At 62.7% G+C, this 17,587-nt stretch carries 14 protein-coding genes and 1 pseudogene; 3 read left to right on the plus strand and 12 right to left on the minus strand.

Going from position 1 to position 17,587, the window contains the following annotated elements:
• Positions 1-99 precede the first annotated feature (99 nt).
• Complete coding sequence (locus tag NKL06_RS22820; RefSeq protein ID WP_023671207.1) at positions 100-1,554, plus strand: glutamate synthase subunit beta; 1,455 nt, start codon at positions 100-102, stop codon at positions 1,552-1,554.
• Here the strand turns inward: NKL06_RS22820 and NKL06_RS22825 are convergent.
• A pseudogene (locus NKL06_RS22825) lies at positions 1,551-2,755 on the minus strand (SGNH/GDSL hydrolase family protein). The gene NKL06_RS22820 and the pseudogene NKL06_RS22825 sit on opposite strands and share 4 nt — an antisense overlap.
• Before the next feature lie 104 nt (positions 2,756-2,859).
• Positions 2,860-4,083 carry a lytic murein transglycosylase gene (locus tag NKL06_RS22830; RefSeq protein ID WP_023691763.1) on the minus strand — a complete coding sequence of 408 codons (1,224 nt, stop codon included), beginning with the start codon at positions 4,081-4,083 and terminating at the stop codon, positions 2,860-2,862.
• A 207-nt stretch (positions 4,084-4,290) separates the two neighbouring features.
• Here NKL06_RS22830 and galU point away from each other — a divergent pair, with 207 nt between their 5' ends.
• Complete coding sequence (gene galU, locus NKL06_RS22835) at positions 4,291-5,196, plus strand: UTP--glucose-1-phosphate uridylyltransferase GalU (RefSeq protein ID WP_023671956.1); 906 nt, start codon at positions 4,291-4,293, stop codon at positions 5,194-5,196.
• Here galU and NKL06_RS22840 read toward each other — a convergent pair whose 3' ends face one another.
• Positions 5,197-6,972, minus strand: coding sequence for an outer membrane beta-barrel protein (locus NKL06_RS22840; protein ID WP_031207847.1), 1,776 nt, complete (start codon positions 6,970-6,972; stop codon positions 5,197-5,199).
• A gap of 150 nt (positions 6,973-7,122) precedes the next feature.
• On the opposite strand from NKL06_RS22840, the gene NKL06_RS22845 reads away from it, so the two are divergent.
• Entirely contained in the window at positions 7,123-8,118 is a 996-nt protein-coding gene (locus tag NKL06_RS22845; protein WP_023686410.1) for a KpsF/GutQ family sugar-phosphate isomerase, read from the plus strand.
• Between the two features lie 88 nt (positions 8,119-8,206).
• On the opposite strand, the gene NKL06_RS22850 is transcribed toward NKL06_RS22845, so the two are convergent.
• The 9 genes from NKL06_RS22850 to NKL06_RS22890 form a co-directional block, all read right to left on the minus strand.
• Complete coding sequence (locus tag NKL06_RS22850; RefSeq protein ID WP_023671953.1) at positions 8,207-8,671, minus strand: NfeD family protein; 465 nt, start codon at positions 8,669-8,671, stop codon at positions 8,207-8,209.
• A gap of 37 nt (positions 8,672-8,708) precedes the next feature.
• Complete coding sequence (locus NKL06_RS22855) at positions 8,709-9,659, minus strand: SPFH domain-containing protein (protein ID WP_023691761.1); 951 nt, start codon at positions 9,657-9,659, stop codon at positions 8,709-8,711.
• A gap of 158 nt (positions 9,660-9,817) precedes the next feature.
• Positions 9,818-10,882, minus strand: coding sequence for a ferrochelatase (hemH, locus tag NKL06_RS22860; protein WP_023683248.1), 1,065 nt, complete (start codon positions 10,880-10,882; stop codon positions 9,818-9,820).
• A 156-nt stretch (positions 10,883-11,038) separates the two neighbouring features.
• Positions 11,039-13,066, minus strand: a complete 2,028-nt coding sequence (locus tag NKL06_RS22865; protein WP_023691760.1) for a bifunctional metallophosphatase/5'-nucleotidase — start codon at positions 13,064-13,066, stop codon at positions 11,039-11,041.
• A 197-nt stretch (positions 13,067-13,263) separates the two neighbouring features.
• Positions 13,264-13,641, minus strand: coding sequence for an Omp10 family outer membrane lipoprotein (locus tag NKL06_RS22870; RefSeq protein WP_023671949.1), 378 nt, complete (start codon positions 13,639-13,641; stop codon positions 13,264-13,266).
• A gap of 188 nt (positions 13,642-13,829) precedes the next feature.
• On the minus strand, positions 13,830-15,275 hold the full coding sequence (locus tag NKL06_RS22875) for a homospermidine synthase (RefSeq protein WP_023691759.1): 1,446 nt from the start codon (positions 15,273-15,275) through the stop codon (positions 13,830-13,832).
• Between the two features lie 129 nt (positions 15,276-15,404).
• On the minus strand, positions 15,405-16,187 hold the full coding sequence (locus NKL06_RS22880; protein WP_352580943.1) for a hypothetical protein: 783 nt from the start codon (positions 16,185-16,187) through the stop codon (positions 15,405-15,407).
• 77 nt (positions 16,188-16,264) lie between these two features.
• Complete coding sequence (locus NKL06_RS22885) at positions 16,265-16,642, minus strand: hypothetical protein (RefSeq protein WP_352580945.1); 378 nt, start codon at positions 16,640-16,642, stop codon at positions 16,265-16,267.
• A 2-nt stretch (positions 16,643-16,644) separates the two neighbouring features.
• The gene (locus NKL06_RS22890; protein WP_023691757.1) at positions 16,645-17,568 is read right to left on the minus strand and encodes a heme-dependent oxidative N-demethylase family protein; all 924 of its coding nucleotides are present in this window, start codon (positions 17,566-17,568) and stop codon (positions 16,645-16,647) included.
• Positions 17,569-17,587 lie beyond the last annotated feature (19 nt).

Consider the following 17,587-nt stretch of genomic DNA (forward strand, 5'->3'; position numbering starts at 1 on the left):
TTTCAGCGACAGTTTGACCTCGGATGCAAGGTTGCCACGGCTGCCTCAAGGGGTTAACGGGTGCGAAAACCGCACCATCTGGACAGCAGGAACTGGACTATGGGCAAGGTAACAGGCTTTCTCGAAATCGACCGGCAGGTGCACAAGTACCAGCCGGCCTCCGACCGCATCCGGCATTTTCGTGAATTCACGCTGCCGATGTCGGACAAGGAGGTCGAGAAACAGGCGGCGCGCTGCATGGATTGCGGCATCCCGTTCTGCCACGGGCCGACCGGTTGCCCGATCCACAACCAGATCCCGGACTGGAACGACCTCGTCTACAATGGCGACTGGGACAATGCGATCCGCAACCTGCATTCGACCAACAATTTCCCCGAGTTCACCGGCCGCATCTGCCCCGCGCCCTGCGAGGAAGCCTGCACGCTGAACCTCGAGGACATTCCGGTTGCCATCAAGACTGTCGAACAGGCAATCGCCGACAAGGCTTATGAAACCGGCCATATCCGGCCTTATCCGCCAGAGAAGAAGACGGGCAAGCGGGTCGCTGTCATCGGCTCCGGCCCGGCAGGGATGGCGGCGGCGCAGCAGCTTGGCCGCGCCGGCCACGAGGTCAGCGTTTATGAGCGTGAGAGCCGTCCCGGCGGGCTGATGCGCTACGGCATTCCCGACTTCAAGATCGAGAAGCACTATATCGACCGCCGCATCGAGCAGATGCAGGGCGAGGGCGTGACCTTCCATTGCGGCGTCAATGTCGGCGTCGACAAGCCGGTGGCAGAGTTGCTCGCCGGATACGATGCGGTGCTCTATTGCGGCGGTTCGGAATCGCCGCGTCCGGCCAACATTCCGGGCGACGATCTCGGCGGCGTCTATGACGCCATGCCCTATCTGGTGCAGCAGAACCGTCGCGTCGGCGGCGAGCCGATCCAGTCGGTGGCCTGGCCGTCGCATCCGATCATCGCCGGCGGCCAGCATGTCGTCGTCGTCGGCGGCGGCGATACCGCGTCCGACTGCGTCGGCACCGCCTTCCGCCAGGGCGCGGTGCGCGTCACCCAGCTCGACATCCGCCCGCAGCCGCCGGAGAAGGAAGACAAGCTTTCGGTCTGGCCTTACTGGGCGACCAAGATGCGCACCTCGTCCTCACAGGCCGAAGGTGCGGAGCGCGAATTCCAGGTGGCGACGCTCGAATTCATCGGCGAGGACGGCCAACTGACCGGCGTCAAATGCTGCGAAGTCGACGAGAAGCGCAAGCCGATCGCCGGCACCGAATTCGTCATCCGTGCAGACCTCGCCTTCATCGCCATCGGCTTTGCCGGACCGGCTGCCGCCGGCGTCGCGAAAGAGCTGGACGGTGAGATGAAAATCACCACCGACAGCCGCCGTTCCCGCAATGTCGAAGCCAACGATCGCGACTACAAGACCAGCGTCGACAAGCTCTACGCCGCAGGAGATGTGCGCCGCGGCCAGTCGCTGGTTGTGTGGGCGATCCGCGAAGGCCGCCAGGCCGCGCGCTCGATCGATGAAGCGCTGATGGGGTCGACGGTACTCCCCCGTTAACGGTTGATCGCCGTCGTCGTATCCGTCGCGGCAGCGGCCTTGGGCGGCCAGGAGAAGTCGTCGGCGCGGCCGGGCGAGGCCTCGGGCGCCTTGCCTTCGAGGATTAGTTTTTCGCCGGGCAGATCCGGATTGGCTTTCGGCGCCGCCGCCGCACCGAGAAGCTCGGTCCCGCCGTCGAGCGCCGGATCGTTGAGCAGCATTGGAACGGTGCGGTCGACCACGATCGGGGCGGCGGGCAGCGACGGCGCCTCGACCGGGGCGCCGGCCGGCGCGGCAGCCGTCACCACGCTTCCCGGCGCTGCCAGGCCGAGGATCTTGGCCAGCGGCTTTTCGGTGTAGAAGGCGAGCTTTCGCTTGCCGGCTTTCGAGACGTTGATGCCGTCGTCGGAGCGCAGCCGCACGGCCTGGCCGTTAATGTCGGGGCCGGTCGAGACAAAGGCGCCGTTCTCGTCGACGAACCCATCCCAGACATCGACGAATTCGCCGCCGTTCTTCTCGGCTGCCGAGTGGTAGATGTCGTTGAATGCCAGCATGTCGGAGGTCATCTTCGGCGTCTTGAAGGCTGGCATGCCGACCCACAGATAAGGCACCTTGGTCGCCGCCAGTGCCTTTCCCAAGGCTTCGGTCCGGCGTTCGTATTCCTTGGTCCAGTTCTCGGAGCGCGGCTGCTCGCGCACATCGTTGACGCGCATCTGCTGGCGGTCGTTGGAGCCGAGCATGACGACGACCACGGAGGGTTTTTCGGTCTCGACCAGCGATTTGACCTGTTCGGGCCAATTGTAGACATCATCGCGCACGAAACCCGAAGAACCGTTGGCGCGCTCGACGATCCTGACGTTGGCATTGTCGGCAAAGGCTGTTTCGAGGCCCTCGGCCAGGCCGTTGGCCATGAAATCGCCGATCACCAGAACGACGCGGGCATCCGGTGTCTTCTCGACAATCGGAGCGGAAGGTTCAATGGGTGCACGGGGCTTCTTCTTGACCTTCGGCTTTGCCTTGCGGACGTCGAGCGGCGGCTCGATGCGTTCGCTGCGGCGCGGGAACAGAAGGTCGCGCAGCGACCAGCCGCGGTTCTGCGGTTGTTCCTGCGCCAAAGCCGGTGTGTGGAAACTGCCGGCGAGTCCCGTCGCCAGGACAACGATGGCCAGAACGAGGATCGGCAAGCGGAAACGATCACACGGATACGCGTTGCCGAAACCAAGCACCCTCTCCATCCCTTGGTGCATGGCCCTCGCAGGGGATCATGCACAGACCGATGCTACGGCATCCCTTGCGCGTCACAGATGCGCGCTGCCGTCGCCGGCTCTATTTCTTTCTGAGCCATTTGAGCACTTCCATGCTCGGATACCCGTCCTGGGTCAAGCCGACCGTTGCCTGATAGGTCATGATGGCGGTTTTTGTGCCGTCACCGATCTTGCCGTCGAACTTGCCGTCGTAAAGTCCGTGCTGCGAAAGCCGCTTCTGCAACTCCTGCCTTTCCTCGAAGGACAGTTTGGTGAAAGGCCGCTTCCAGTCCTGCACCAGACCATTAGAGCCGGCGATTTCGTCGGCAAGAAGGCCGACGGCCAGGGCATATTTGTCGGCGTTGTTGTAGGCCTTGATGACGGAGAAGTTCTTGATCATCAGGAAGGCCGGTCCGCCGCGGCCGTCCGGCACTTTCAGCGTCGCCTTGTCGGTTGCGTTCTTGAACGGCTTGCCATTGGCCCTGGCGACGCCGAGCGCCTGCCACTGCGCCAATGTCTTCGAGCCGGCCGGCAGTTTGCCCGCCGGAATGGTGACCTCGTAGCCCCAGGTCTTGCCGCCCTGCCAGCCATTCTTCTTCAGCAGATTGGCTGATGTCGCCAACGCATCGGGGATCGAATTCCAGATGTCGCGCTTGCCGTTGCCGTCCATGTCGACGGCATAATGCTGGTAGCTGGTCGGGATGAACTGGGTCTGGCCCATGGCGCCGGCCCAGGAGCCCATCAGGTGGCTTTCGTCGATGTCGCCGGTCTGCAGGATTTTCAGCGCGGCGACCAATTGGGTGCGGGCGAATTTCGAACGCTTCGGGTCGCCATAGGCGAGGGTTGCCAGCGAGCGGATGACATTGCGCATGATGTCGTCGCGCTTGAGGATCTCGCCATAATTCGATTCCATCGACCAGATGGCGAGCAGGATGTAGCGGTCGACGCCGAACCTCGCCTCGATCCGTTCCAGCCACGGCTTCCATTTTTTGGCCATCTGCTGGCCGACGGCAACGGACTGGTCGTGGACGCGGTTGTCGAAATAGTCCCAGGCAGGTGCGGTGAATTCGGGCTGGGTGCGTGCCTTTTCCAGCACCACCGGGTCGGGCTCATTGATGCCCCGGAACGCTCGGTCGTAGACCCCGCCGGAAACGCCGCCCGCCACGGCCGTGGCGCGGAAGCCGGCGACCCATTGCCGAAAACCGGCATCGGCGAAGGCCGGTCCGGCCGGCATCAGCAAGGCGAGCGAGAGGCTGGCCGCCGTCAGCACGCTGGTAAAGAGTTTTGCGGCACTGCGAACGGACATATTTTCCCCTTTCTCTATCTCAGGAAAGACCATTCATCGCCGAACCGGGTTAGCAATTGGTTTACCATAGGCGGCGCCTGGAACGAAAAGACACCTGGATGCTTTACCGGTTGATGTTTCCCTCAATGGCCCGATAATCCACAATTCCGGCGCGAAAATGTCGCGAGGCGGGATTGCCGGGCACGCCCTCAAACGGATAATTGACGCATGAAGCGAGTTCGCAAGGCAGTTTTCCCGGTCGCCGGTCTCGGCACACGGTTTCTCCCGGCCACCAAGGCCATTCCCAAGGAGATGCTGACCGTCGTCGACCGGCCGGTCATCCAGTATGTCGTCGATGAGGCGCGCGAGGCCGGCATCGAACATTTCATCTTCGTCACCGGCCGCAACAAGGCGGTCATAGAAGACCATTTCGATATCCAGTTCGAGCTCTATGATACGCTGGCACAGCGCGGCAAGGACGATCAGCTGGCCCGCTTGCAGCGGCTGCAGCCGGCGCCGGGGCAGACCTCGTTCACCCGCCAGCAGGTGCCGATGGGGCTCGGCCACGCCGTCTGGTGCGCCCGCGAACTGGTCGGCGATGAACCCTTCGCGCTGTTGCTGCCCGACATGATCATGCAGTCGGAGAAGAGCTGCACGAAGGCCATGGTCGAGCTCTACGAGGAGACGGGCAACAACATCATCGCCGTACAGGAATGCGATCCGGCCGAGACCCACAAATATGGCATTGTCGGCCGCGGCGAGGACACGCATCACGGCTTCCGCATCACCGAGATGGTCGAAAAGCCGAAGACCGGCACCGCGCCGTCCAATCTCTACATCAACGGCCGCTACATCCTGCAGCCCGAGATTTTCAAGATCCTCGAAAGCCAGGAAAAGGGCGCCGGCAACGAGATCCAGCTCACCGACGCGATGCTGAAGCTGGAAAAGCAGCAGCCCTTCTTTGGCTACCACTTTCAGGGCCGCACCTTCGATTGCGGCTCGCCGGAAGGCTTCGTCGAGGCCAATGTCGCCTTCGCGCTGTGGCGCAGCGACATGAACGAGAACATGGCCGGCGTCATCCGCACGCTGCTCGATGAGATGAAGCCGTCCGAGCGTCGCGGCGCTGCTTTTTAGCTACCGCTGCAGCTTCAGCCCCAAATAGATGCTGTTGGCGGTGTAGTTGCGCCCGGGCAGATTGCTGGTCAGCTTTTCGGTGCGGGCGCGGCTGGTGAGACCGACGTAACGGTTCAGCCACCAGGTCAGCCCGGCCTCTGCACTTAGCGTCATGTCATGGCCGTCGGAGCCGGTGTAATTGCGCCAGTCGAGCCCAAGGGCTGCGTTGCCGGTCAGGTCGGCGCGGATCTGCCGCTCGCCGGTGAGGCGGCCGGAATAGAGGATGTCGCCGCTCTCACCGGCATTCGTTGTGCCTTCGACCGTGGTTTGCCCGGTGAGGCCGATGATGGTACCGCGCTCGGGCGACCATTTGAGGTCGGCATTGATGGTGGCTCCCGAAATCGCCTCCAGGTTCTTGTCGTCGATCGCCTCCCTCAGCCAGCCGGCCGAGAACTCACCCTTGAGCTTCTCGCCCATGTCGACTTCGATACCGGCGCGTGCGCCAAGCCGGGTCGAGGAGCGCTCGAAGCCCTTGTTGTCGATCCGTTGGTCATATACCCGGCGGCCGAGCTCAATCTCGGCAAAGGGCGTCAGAGCCGGGGAAATTTCATAGCCGGTCCGCAACGTTGCGGTGTAGAGCGTGTTGTCCTGGTCCTTCTGCGACAACGAGGTGCCATCGGTAAGTTCGGCATCGCCATAGATGTCGTGGGAGACGGCGCCGGTCAGCGCAAAGCGCATCTTGCCGACGTCCTTCTCGACGCCGAGGCTGCCGTCGACCGTCTGGCGGATCGGCTGCGATTTGACGCCGGCAATGGCGTCGGGCGCGGAGGCCGATTCCGGCGCAATCTCGTAGCCGAGCTTGGCGATGGCGCGCAGTTCGTTGTCGAGGTCGACATTGTACGTGCCTTGGATACGGCCGCGTGCCTCATTGATCTTCTGGCCCGAAATGGTGTTGCGGAAATTGCCGTAGCCGTCGATGACCGCCGAATTCTCGCGCCAATCGGAGGCGGCGGAGAAACGCAGCGCCGTTTCGGACAGCACCGCCGACTTGCCGCCAGCGCTGGAATCGGCGTTCGACGTGACGGCAACGCCCTGCTCGAGCGTCGGCCGCAGCAGGAACGAGCCGACCTTGATGCCGGTTGCCGCGTACGGGTCGTCCTCGAGCTTCTTCTTCTGGCCCTCGATGGCGTCGGTGCGTTCGGCTCCAGGGTGTCGGTCGACGCCGTCGACGGTGAGGACACGGCGGTTGGCTGTGTCCTGATCGCCGTCGCCTGCCGCAGTGCCGTCCGGAGTCGCGGCGGTGGTGGTCTGGTCCGTGGCTTTGCCAGGCTTCTTCTTGTCGGCGGCCTTGGTTTTGTCCTTGGCCTTGTCTGCATCCGCGGCGGCGCGTTGCTTTGCCGTCGACGGACGGCGTGGCTGGACAGTTGGCGGCTTGTCGGCGAACGAATCGTCGATGGTCGCCGGCGGGTCGAAAATGCTGTTTGCGCCGGCCTGTGACGGGTCGGTGTCGTCAGGCAAGGCGCCATCGCTGGCCGGCACATAAGCGGTTGGCGTGTTTCCCGTGGGGGCGGTGTCGGCAGGGGCGGGCTTGACCTGCGTGTTGGCCTTGCTCAATTGCCTGGCCCGGCGCTGCTGGTCGGACAGGATCGCCGATTCCGAAACCTCGCCGCGCAGCTCGGTCTCCTGGGCATGAAGCGCAGTTGGCCGCAGCAAAGCGAGCACGCTCGTCGCCAGAAGCAGAGCGCAAAAGGCTCTGCCCGTTCGACCTTTTTTCTCTTGAGGCTGGGCCCGCGACATCGTCACCACTGCTTGCGCGGCGCAAGCGCGCCATACTTACCGAACCGTAAACGGGGATGGTTAACGGAGGGTTGAAGGTGTGCCTGTACGACATGGCTGGACGGCAATTCTGTTGGACAGGCGAACGGCAAAGCGCTAATCGCATCAGCCATGCATGCGGGATCCCCAGAAAAGAAGCCTTTGGAGGCTTCGGTCGCCTCGGCGCTGAGAACGGTAGCCACGGAACAGGCCGGCGTGGCGGCATTGGCCGCCGCGCTGGAGAACGAACTGGCCGAACCTTTCGCCCGCGCCGTCGACATGGTGTCGCGCATCAATGGCCGCGTCATAGTCACCGGCGTCGGCAAAAGCGGCCATATCGGCACTAAGATCGCGGCTAGTCTGGCTTCGACCGGCACGCCTGCCTTCTTCGTCCATCCGGCGGAGGCCAATCATGGCGACCTTGGCATGATCGCCAGAGACGATGCCATCATTGCCATGTCATGGTCCGGCGAGAGCAAAGAGTTGATGGGCATCGTCGCCTATTCCAGGCGCTTCTCGATCCCGCTGATTGCGATTACCGCGGGCGCGGCCTCGGCGCTGGCGCGCGCGGCCGACGTGGTGGTGCTCCTGCCGTCCGCGCCGGAAGCCTGCCCGCACGGTCTGGCGCCGACGACATCGACCCTGCTGCAACTGGTGGTCGGCGATGCGCTGGCCATAGCGCTGCTCGAAGCGCGCGGCTTCACGCCCGACCATTTCCGCACGTTCCACCCCGGCGGCCAGCTCGGCGCCAACCTCACGCAGATCCACGAGATCATGCATGTCGGCGACAGGCTGCCGCTGGTGTCTTCCGGCACGGGCATGCGCGAGGCGATCCTCGAATTGTCGAACAAGGGCTTCGGCTGCGTGGCGATCGCGACGGCGGATGGCGCGTTGGTGGGCATCATCACCGATGGCGACATCAGGCGTCACATCGGCAGCAATCTCATGGAAATGAGCGTCGATCAGGTGATGACGAAAAAGCCGAAGACGGCCACACCGGACACGCTGGTGGCGACGGCGCTGCAGATTATCAACAATTCGGCCATTACGAGCCTGATGGTGGTCGAAGGCAGGCGGCTCGTGGGACTGGTTCATCTGCACGACCTGCTGCGCATCGGCGCCGCCTGAAAAAATCAAAGGACGCGTCGCGTTCGGGAAGCCCTAGGCGACGCGGCCTGATTTTTCCGGATCGAAAGCGCCATGCGCTTTCGAAATGTCAAACTGCCTCGACGGTCAGTTCCAGATCGGTGTCGGCCGAACTGACGACGCGCACCTGCGTGCCGGCCGGCAGGTCGGGACCGGAGACGCGCCACAGTGTGTCGCCGAGTTTGATGCGGCCGCGACCGTCCTTGATCGGCTCGGCCAGCGTTGCCATCCTGCCGACCAACTGCGCGCCGCGCCGGTTGAGCAGCGGCTGGTCGCTAGGGGTATTACGCCCACCAACCAGCTTCTTTCCGGCAAAGGCCGAGACCAGCGACAGGGCCAGGAAGGCGAGGACCTGGACTTCCCAGGCCCAGAAGCTTGCGTCCCAGACGAGCAGGGAAATCACACCGATCACCAATGCGGCGATGCCGATCCACAGCATGAATATTCCTGGCGCGATGACCTCCATCACCAGGAGGACGAAGCCCAGAACCATCCAGTTCCACGGACCAAGTTCGGAAATGATGCGGTCGAACATGGGAGTGCGCTCCTATGATCTCAGTTCTCAGCTAGCCTCAATTCTCGCCTGGGCGAACCACCGGAGGGCGGGCGGCCTGCCTGGCGGGGCCGGCGGTGCCTTCGCTGCGGAACACCTCCCTGGCGATCTCGCTTATGCCGCCGAGCGTGCCGATCAGCGCCGAGGCTTCCATCGGCATCAGCACGACCTTGCTGTTGTTGGCGGTACCGATCTTGCCCATCGCTTCGGTGTATTTGAGCGCCACGAAGTAGTTGAGTGCCTGCACGTCGCCCTTGGAGATGGCTTCCGATACAACCTGGGTGGCTCGCGCTTCGGCCTCGGCCGAGCGTTCGCGTGCCTCGGCGTCGCGGAAGGCGGCTTCCTTGCGGCCTTCGGCCTCAAGGATCTGCGACTGCTTGAGGCCTTCGGCGGCGAGGATCTGCGCACGCTTGTTACGTTCAGCCGTCATCTGACGACCCATCGATTCGATGAGGTTGGCCGGCGGATTGATGTCCTTGATCTCGACGCGGGTGATCTTGATGCCCCACGGATGCGCCGCTTCGTCGACGACGCGCAGCAGGCGCTCGTTGATGGCGTCGCGGTTCGACAGCAATTCGTCGAGGTCCATCGAGCCCATGACGGTACGGATGTTGGTCATCGTCAAATTGAGAATGGCGTTCTCCAGGCCGGCGACCTGGTAGGCGGCCTGCGCCGCATTGAGGATCTGGTAGAAGGCGATGCCGTCGACGCCGACAATGGCGTTGTCGCGCGTGATGATTTCCTGGCTCGGAACGTCGAGCACCTGCTCCATCATGTTCATCTTGGCGCCGATTCGGTCGACGAACGGCACGATGAGGTTGAGGCCGGGGCTTAGTGTTTTGGTGTAACGACCAAAGCGCTCCACCGTATAATTATAGCCTTGCGGGATTGTCCGGATGCCTTTGATAAGAAGCACCAATACCAGAAAGGCAAGCGCACCAATCGCAATACCGAAACCACTGAAGTCCATTTGAATCTCCCTCAGATGCCGGCCATGGCGTTGATTCCATGCAACCGACTTCACCAAACACTTAGGTGTGTTTCAATAATGTTACAATCAGGTGATCGTTGATTATTAGTGCATGGAATAGCGCAACTGCGGCGATCGATCGCCGCAACGTGGCGGCCTCAGACCCAGCCCGACAGCTCGCGCCGCACCATCGCCTCGATCACCGCCATGCCTTCTGCACTGTCGTTGAGGCACGGGATGTGGGCGAATTTCTCGCCGCCGGCGTGATGGAAGGTCTCGGCCGCCTCGCGGCCGATTTCGTCCAGCGTCTCGATGCAGTCGACGGAAAAGCCTGGGTTGACGATGGCGATCGATTTCACGCCGTCCTTCGCCAGTTTCTCGACCGTCTTGTCGGTGTAGGGCTGCAGCCATTCCTGGGCGCCGAAGCGCGACTGGAAGGTGATGATCAGCTTCTTTTCATCCCACCCCAGTCGTTCACGCAACAGCCGTGTCGTCTTCTGGCAGTGGCAGTGATAGGGATCGCCCTTCTCGAAATAGGGCTTCGGGATGCCGTGATAGGAGGTGATGACCACCTCGGGCTCGAAGTCTAGCGTTGCCAGATGCCGTTCGATCGAATGGGCGAGCGCCTCGATGTAGACCGGCTCGTCATAGTAGGGCGGAACACTGCGCACGGCAGGCGCGCGGCGCATCTTCATCAAGGCGCGAAACAGCTGGTCGTTGGCGGTCGCGGTGGTGGTCGCGGAGTATTGCGGGTAGAGTGGGAACGACAGGATGCGGTCGCAGCCTTGCTCGACCAGCCTTTGCGCGACGCTCGCGGTCGAGGGGTTGCCGTAGCGCATCGCCCAGTCGACCACGACATCGGGTAGGTCGATGAGCGCTGCGGCCAGCTTTTCGCCCTGCGCCCGGGTGTAGGTGCGCAGCGGCGACTCGTTCCTCTCGCGGTTCCATATCCTGGCGTAATTGGCGCCGGACTTGTTCGGTCTCGTGGTCAGCACCAAGCCGTAGAGGATCGGATACCAGATCGCCTTGTTGAGCTCGATGACCCGCGGATCGGACAGGAATTCGCGGAGATAGCGCCACATCGGCTTGAAATCGGTGCCGTCCGGCGTGCCGAGATTGACCAACATGACGCCGATCTTGCCTGCCTTTACCGGCGGATGTCCGGCCGGTAGCGGGTCGAGCGCTTTCGCGGCTTTGGGGTCGACAGGCGTGGAAAGCGTCATGAAGGTCTCCCGACACCGCGAAAACCGACGATGTCGGGCGAAACTAGCGATGCGGCGCGAGTTTTCAATGCTGCGTCTGGCCGCACCTTACCTTGAAAGCCAAAAACCCGTCCGGTTACCCGGACGCGTTTTGCTGGTCGCAAGTGCGAAGCGAGGTTACTTCGCCGGAATGGTCAAGGTCGCGCCGACAGGAAGCCGGCGTGGTTCGTAGCCTTTGTTGGCCTCGGAGATCACCTTCCACTTGGCGCCGTCGCCATAGGCCTTTTTGGCGAGATCCCAATAGGTATCGCCAGCGACGATGACATGGCTGGCTTCGGCCGGGGCGGCGTCAGCCGGCTTTGCCGGAGCAGGTGCGGCTTCGGCCGGTTTTGCCGGTTCGGCCGGAGCCGGCGTTGCCGGGGCGGTTTCCGCCGGGACAGTCGGCGGCGTGGTGGTGATGTCGCCGGAGCCTGCCGGCAATGCGGGCATCGCCGGCTCCGCCGGTGCAGCCTCGGCCGGTTTTGCCGGTTCCGCTGGAGCAGGTGCCGGTTCGGCTGGTTTTGCCGGCTCGGCGGCCGGGGCAGCCGCTACGGTTGCGGCAACCTCGGTGATGCGGCCGTCGAGCTTGGGCGTATAGGGCCGGTGCGCGGCGAGATAGTCGGCGACCACCTGTTCGAGGCCCGGGCCGTAATCATAGGCGTTCTTGGCCTTCTCGGCGAAGACCTTGTAGCCGTCGCCGCCCTGGCGGACGTAATTGTTGGTGGCGACCAGATAGTCCTTGTCCGGATTGATCGGCGCCCAGGCACCGTTCTGCATCACCTCGACCGACTTGACTCGGCCGGCATTGGGCGCGACCGACTTGTCGAAGGAGTATTTGAGACCTGCCACCTGCGGGAAGCGGCCGCCGCCGTCCTCGACCTGGCTGACGCCGTTTTCCAGCCCGGCAACCAGATCCTTGCCGGAAATCTGGAAGGTCGCCAGCGTGTTCTGGAACGGCAGCACGGTCAGCACCTCGCCCATGGTGACGGTGCCCTTGTCGATCGAAGCACGCAGGCCGCCGCCATTCGAGACGACGATCTCGACGCCCTGTCCCTTGACGCGGTCGAGGATGGCGTCGGAGACGAGGTTGCCCATCGCGCATTCCTTGGTGCGGCAGCTTTCGCGGCTGCCGTCGATGGCCTCGGTGGTCTCGGCCACTTCCTTGTTCTTCAGCGCCTCGATCGGCGCGCCAAGCTCCTTGATGCGGGCAAGAACGGCCGGATCGGGAGTGATCGACTTGTCGAGGAAGATCGGGTCGCCGCTGGCTTCCTTGACGTTGCCATTGTCGTCGAACACGACCTTGAATTCGCCGAGATATTTCGAATAGGACGCGGCCTGCACCACAGGCACCTTGGAGCCGTCGGGGTTGTCGACCATCGTCGGGTAGGGGCCTTCAGCCTTCGGGTCGGTGTTGGACAGAAGCGAATGGCTGTGGCCGCCGACCACCACATCGATGCCCGGGATCTTGGCGATGACATCGCGCTCGCGCCTGTAGCCGATATGGGTGACGGCAATGATCTTGTTGACGCCTTGCGCCTTCAGCTTCTCGACCTCGGCGGTGATCGACTTGACGTCGTCGGCGATGGTGATGTTGGGGCCGGGAGAGGCGAGTTCCGGCGTGTCGTTGGTCACGGCGCCGACAATGCCGATCTTCTGGCCGCCGACCTCAAGCACAATCGACGGCTTGATCTTGCCTGCGGCGCCGGACTTGTCGTTGGGCACGACATTGGCGCTGACGATCGGGAACTTCGCCTTGTCGAGATAAGGCACCAGCGCGCTCTCGCCATCGTCGAATTCGTGGTTGCCGAGCGTCACCGCGTCGGGCTTGATCTGATTGAGGAATTCCTCCTCCGCCGTGCCCTTGTAGGTGATGTAGAACAGCGATCCCTGAAAGCTGTCGCCGGCATTGAGCAGCAGCACGTTCTGGCCTTCGAGCTTCTTGCGCTCCTGTGCGATCGCGGTGACCAGCCGGCCGGCGCCGCCGATGCACTCACCCTTGGTCTCTTCCTCGGCCGAGCAGGTCGACTCGTATTTGTTGTTGCCTTCGATGCGGCTGTGCCAATCGTTGAAATGCAGGATGTTCAACGTGTAGTCGGCAAAGGATGGTGCGGCCGACAGGCCGAGTGTCGAGGCAGAGAGGGCGGCAATGGCGGCGAGCTTCTTCATCTTCGTCTCCCGGATATGATCAAAGGCGTTTAACGCTCTTGCCCGACTGCAGGATAACAGCCAGCATTTCGGGTATGTTCACATCGCGGTTGTGGCGATGCAAGAAGAATCAGGGCGGATAACCGGCATCGGTTTGCCGGCATAAAAGAGGCGGCGGCATCGCGGCGCCGCCATCCGCAAAGCCGCATGGGAAAGGTTCAGCCGCGCCTGGTCAGCACGAAGTTCTGCCCGGCGGAGCTGGTGCAATTCAGCTGGTTTATGGACACCAGCAGGCAGTTGAAAGCGATTGGCTGCTGCCGGATCAGCGAGGTTCCGTTGATCTCGACCGAGGTGGCGCCGGTCTTGGTGTAGCTGCCGTCAGCGAATTTCTCACCGGTCTCCGCCGAAACGGTGGTGAAGACGCCGCCGTTCAATGTCGAGACCGCCTTGCCTTCGGCGTTCAGCCATGAGCCTTCGACGCCTCGCGCCTGCGATGAGATCGGTGGCCCGTCGGAGCCGCCGGTGGTGCAGGCGGCAAGCATCGTCGCAAGAACGCCCGCCGCGCCCGCAGAAAGAATTTTGCGCGCAATCGTCATATCAAATCCTCTCCTGACGCATCGGCCCAATCGTCAAACGACGTTTTGGGGAACACGATGTGCGTGGCCTCAAGTTTCCAGAGCCGTCCCTCGTGCGTCCAAATGGATGCACACTGCTCTCGTCCGCATCCCTTCAATCGCCCGATTTCCGGGCGATTGCAAGGCAGTGAGGCAGGGGTATGGAACCGCTATCGAACGAGGATGTTGCGGAATTGCCACGGGTCGCTTTTGTCGAGGTCTTCGGGAAACAGGCCCGGACGGTTATCGAGCGGCGTCCAGTCGGTGTAGTAGCCCTTGACCGGTCCGAGATACTGGGACTGCACTTCCAGGCAGCGCTTGTAGTCCATCTCGTCGGCCTCGACGATGCCGGCTTCCGGGTTTTCCAGCGCCCAGACCATGCCGGCGAGCACGGCCGAGGTGACCTGCATGCCGGTAGCGTTCTGGTAGGGCGCCAGCTTGCGGGCTTCGGCCAGCGACAGCTGCGAACCGTACCAGTAGGCGTTCTTGGCATGGCCGTAGAGCAGCACGCCAAGCTCGTCGACGCCGTCGACCAGCTCGTTTTCGTCGAGCACATGGTGGACCGGCTGCGGCTTGCCGGCAGCGCCGAACATTTCGTGGAGTGACAACACGGCGTCGTTGCAGGGGTGATAGGCATAGTGGCAGGTCGGGCGGTATTGGACCTTGCCCTTCTTACCGCGCACGGTGAAGAAGTCGGCGATCGAGATCGCCTCATTATGCGTCACCAGGAAACCGTATTGCGCGCCCGGCGTCGGGCACCAGGAGCGCACGCGGGTGTTGGCGCCGGGCTGTTCGAGATAGATCGCAGCCTTGGAGCCATGCTTGTGCTCCTTGCCGTTCTTCGGCATCCATCTCTCATGCGTGCCCCAGCCGAGCTCGGCCGGCTGCAGCCCTTCCGAGATGAAACCTTCGACCGACCAGGTGTTCCAGAACACGTTCATCGGCTTCGGCTTCTTGGTGCGCTGGGTGTCGCGCTCGGCGATGTGGATGCCCTTGACGCCGGCCTTCTTCATCAGCTTCGCCCAGCCGTCACGGTCGTCCTGCGCGGGTTCGGAAAACTCGAGGCCGAGGTCGCCGGCAAGGTTCAGCAGCGCCTGCTTGACGAACCACGAGACCATGCCCGGATTGGCGCCACAGGTCGAAACCGCGGTAGCGCCGCCGGGCTTGTCGTGCTTCTCCTTGATCAAGGCTTCGCGCAGCGCGTAGTTGGTGCGGCTGGCATTGTCGGCCTTGGCGTCGAAATAGAAGCCGAGCCACGGCTCGACGACGGTGTCGATGTAGAGCACGCCGAGCTTGCGGCAGAGCCGCATCAGGTCGACCGAGCCGGTATCGACCGACAGATTGATGCAAAAGCCCTGGCCGCCACCATTGGTCAAAAGCGGCGTCAGCAGTTTCTTGTAGTTTTTCTCGGTCACGTGCTCCTGCACGAAGGCGATGCCGCGCTCGTCGAGCAGCTTGCGGTCGGTGTCGAGCGGGTCGATGACCGTCATGCGCGACTTGTCGAATTTGAAATGGCGCTCGATCAGAGGCAGCGTTCCCCGTCCGATCGAACCAAAGCCGATCATCACGACAGGGCCGGTGATTTCACCGTAAACGGGCCAGTTTTCATTCGCCATTTTATCGAGCACTCCTTCAAGCAACGCGCCAAAACGGCCGTTCGACCGCCGCGCGACAAACCATAGATCATTGTCACAATAAAGCGAAAAGCAGGGATAAGGTTAGTTCCCGACGGCGCAGATGCGCGCCTACGGTTCGAGCAGTTTCGCGAATTCCGGTGTGAACAGCGCTTGTGCTTCGGAGACCGGCATTTCAACGAGATCGTCGCCGCAAGCCTGGATGACGTTGGGCAAACCTTGCAGCCCGAAGACCAGAACCTGCCTGTCGCCATCGCGCTTCAGGCTGGCGCCTAGATAGTCGCTGATCAAATCGTCGATGCCGCATTCGGCCTCGTAATCCACCTCGGTCTGGTCGCTTGGCTTCTTGCGGTTTTCCCTGACGAAGGCGGCCAGCGAGGGGCCTGGCTTGCCGTCGCCCGTATCGGAAAACATGTCCTGAAGGGTAAGCAAGGCGCCACGGCGCACGTCCATGACATAGGCGTCGGAATAGTTGTTCGGATGCGCACCGCCGCAATAGAGGCTGCCGGATTCCGACCAGCTCATCAGCTTCGGCGTCAATGACGTCACTTTGGACGTCGTGTCTTCGTAGCCGCCAAGCGAATCGTCATCCATGCCCTCCATCGGTGGTCCATCGTGGAAGCCGGCGTATTGCAGCGCCGCGCAGGTCAAGGCGCTGAGGCTGTCATGCCAATGGCGGTTCTGCAGCAAGGCATTGGCGGCTTCGATCGGCGCGCCGCCGGCGAGATCGACGATGCGCGGCCTGGCGAATTTGGTGCGTGGATCGGTGACATAGTTGTAGGCTGCATCCGGCCAACCTTCCTTGGCGTCTGCCTCGGGCGCGAAATCCAGCTTGAGATAGTCGTAGGGCGATGCCGCCATGGTGATCGGCGCATCGTCACCCGAGAATGTCATGTCGGTGAAATCATAAAGATCGCGTGGCGTCGTCGCCGGCGTCTCCGTCTGGGCACGGCTGGCGATCCTTGTCAGCTTCAGCGGCAGGGTCTTTTGGCCGTCCAGGTGCCTTCCAGCGTCTTGCCATTGTCGGCGGAACTCAATCGCCAGACGGCGCCGATGGGTGGAGCCTGGCCGTCGCCGCACTTCTTGGCATCGCAGGCTTCTTCCTCGGCCAATTGAAAGGTGGCGCCCTTGCTCGACTTCGCCTGCAGAGGAATATCGACGCCCTTGGAGCGGTAGAAATAGCGGCCCGCCAGTGCCTCTCCAGCCGTCGCCGGATCACCGGTAAACTCGACGACGATGTCGATGTTGCCGAGCTTCCCCGCATAGGTCACCGGTTCCGCATGCGCTGTTGCCGGCAACGCCAGCAATGCACCGAGCAGGACGGCTAGCTTCAGAACATGTCGGATCATCGTCACTCCTGAGCCATGGTTTGCAGGCGTTGCACCAGCCGGTCACGGTCTGATGTCATCCCCTTATAGTCGAGTTGAGCCTCATCCAGCGCCTGCAATTGCGCCGCGAAAGAGGCGGCAAGCGTTGCCCGGTCGGGATGCCGCGCCAGCACTTTCAGCGGGTCGAGATGGATGCGGATGGTGAACAGGATGTCGCGCGACAGAGGCAGTTTGCGCAGCGTCTGGCGCTCGACGCGGATGAAGGCGTGGGCGTTGACGTCGCCGTCGGGAAATCGCGAGGGGCGGTTGGTGGCACGGTCGATGCGCTCGACATTGGAGAGCGGATGATAGAGCGCGTCGCCGGCCTGGATCGACCAGTTGAAGCGTTCGACAGCCTGACCCTGCAGGCCGTCGAACATGCGGTTGATGAGCTCGGCCGGCCTGGTGCCCGGACCGAAGCCGGGCACCGGTGCGTGGATCTGCTGCAGCGGCCGGCCGAATTTCTCGACCAGCGACCAGGATGACGGGAAGCACAGCGAGCCGGCGGCGAGTCGCCAGCCCGTGTCGTCACGGCGCATCAGGATCAGGTCTTCCTGGACGAGCAGCGACGCTGCGGCCAGCGGGGCATCGGGGAAGGTGGCGTCAGAGTCGGCTTTGGCGCCAATGACCTCAACCCCGGCATTGGTGCGCCGGTACATCCCGGGAAATGTCGACAGCAGATGTGCTTCGATGAGGCCGCGCACTTCGCGCTGGGCGTCGCGCGTGCCGTCTTCCTCGACAAACACCTTGTCGGGAATTTCGGCATAGAGCCGGCGCTTTTCGGCGAGATGATCGAAGAGATACCGGTCGACCTCGATCCACTTGTCGAGCTCGAGCGGCTTCAGCCCGATGGTGAAGAGCTTTGAGGAGCCATCATAGGGGGTGTGCGTGGGCTGACGAGAATTCATGCTTCGCTAGAAAGTGTCC

Origin of the sequence: Mesorhizobium sp. C268A (genome assembly GCF_040324475.1) — a bacterium.
Lineage (GTDB): Bacteria > Pseudomonadota > Alphaproteobacteria > Rhizobiales > Rhizobiaceae > Mesorhizobium.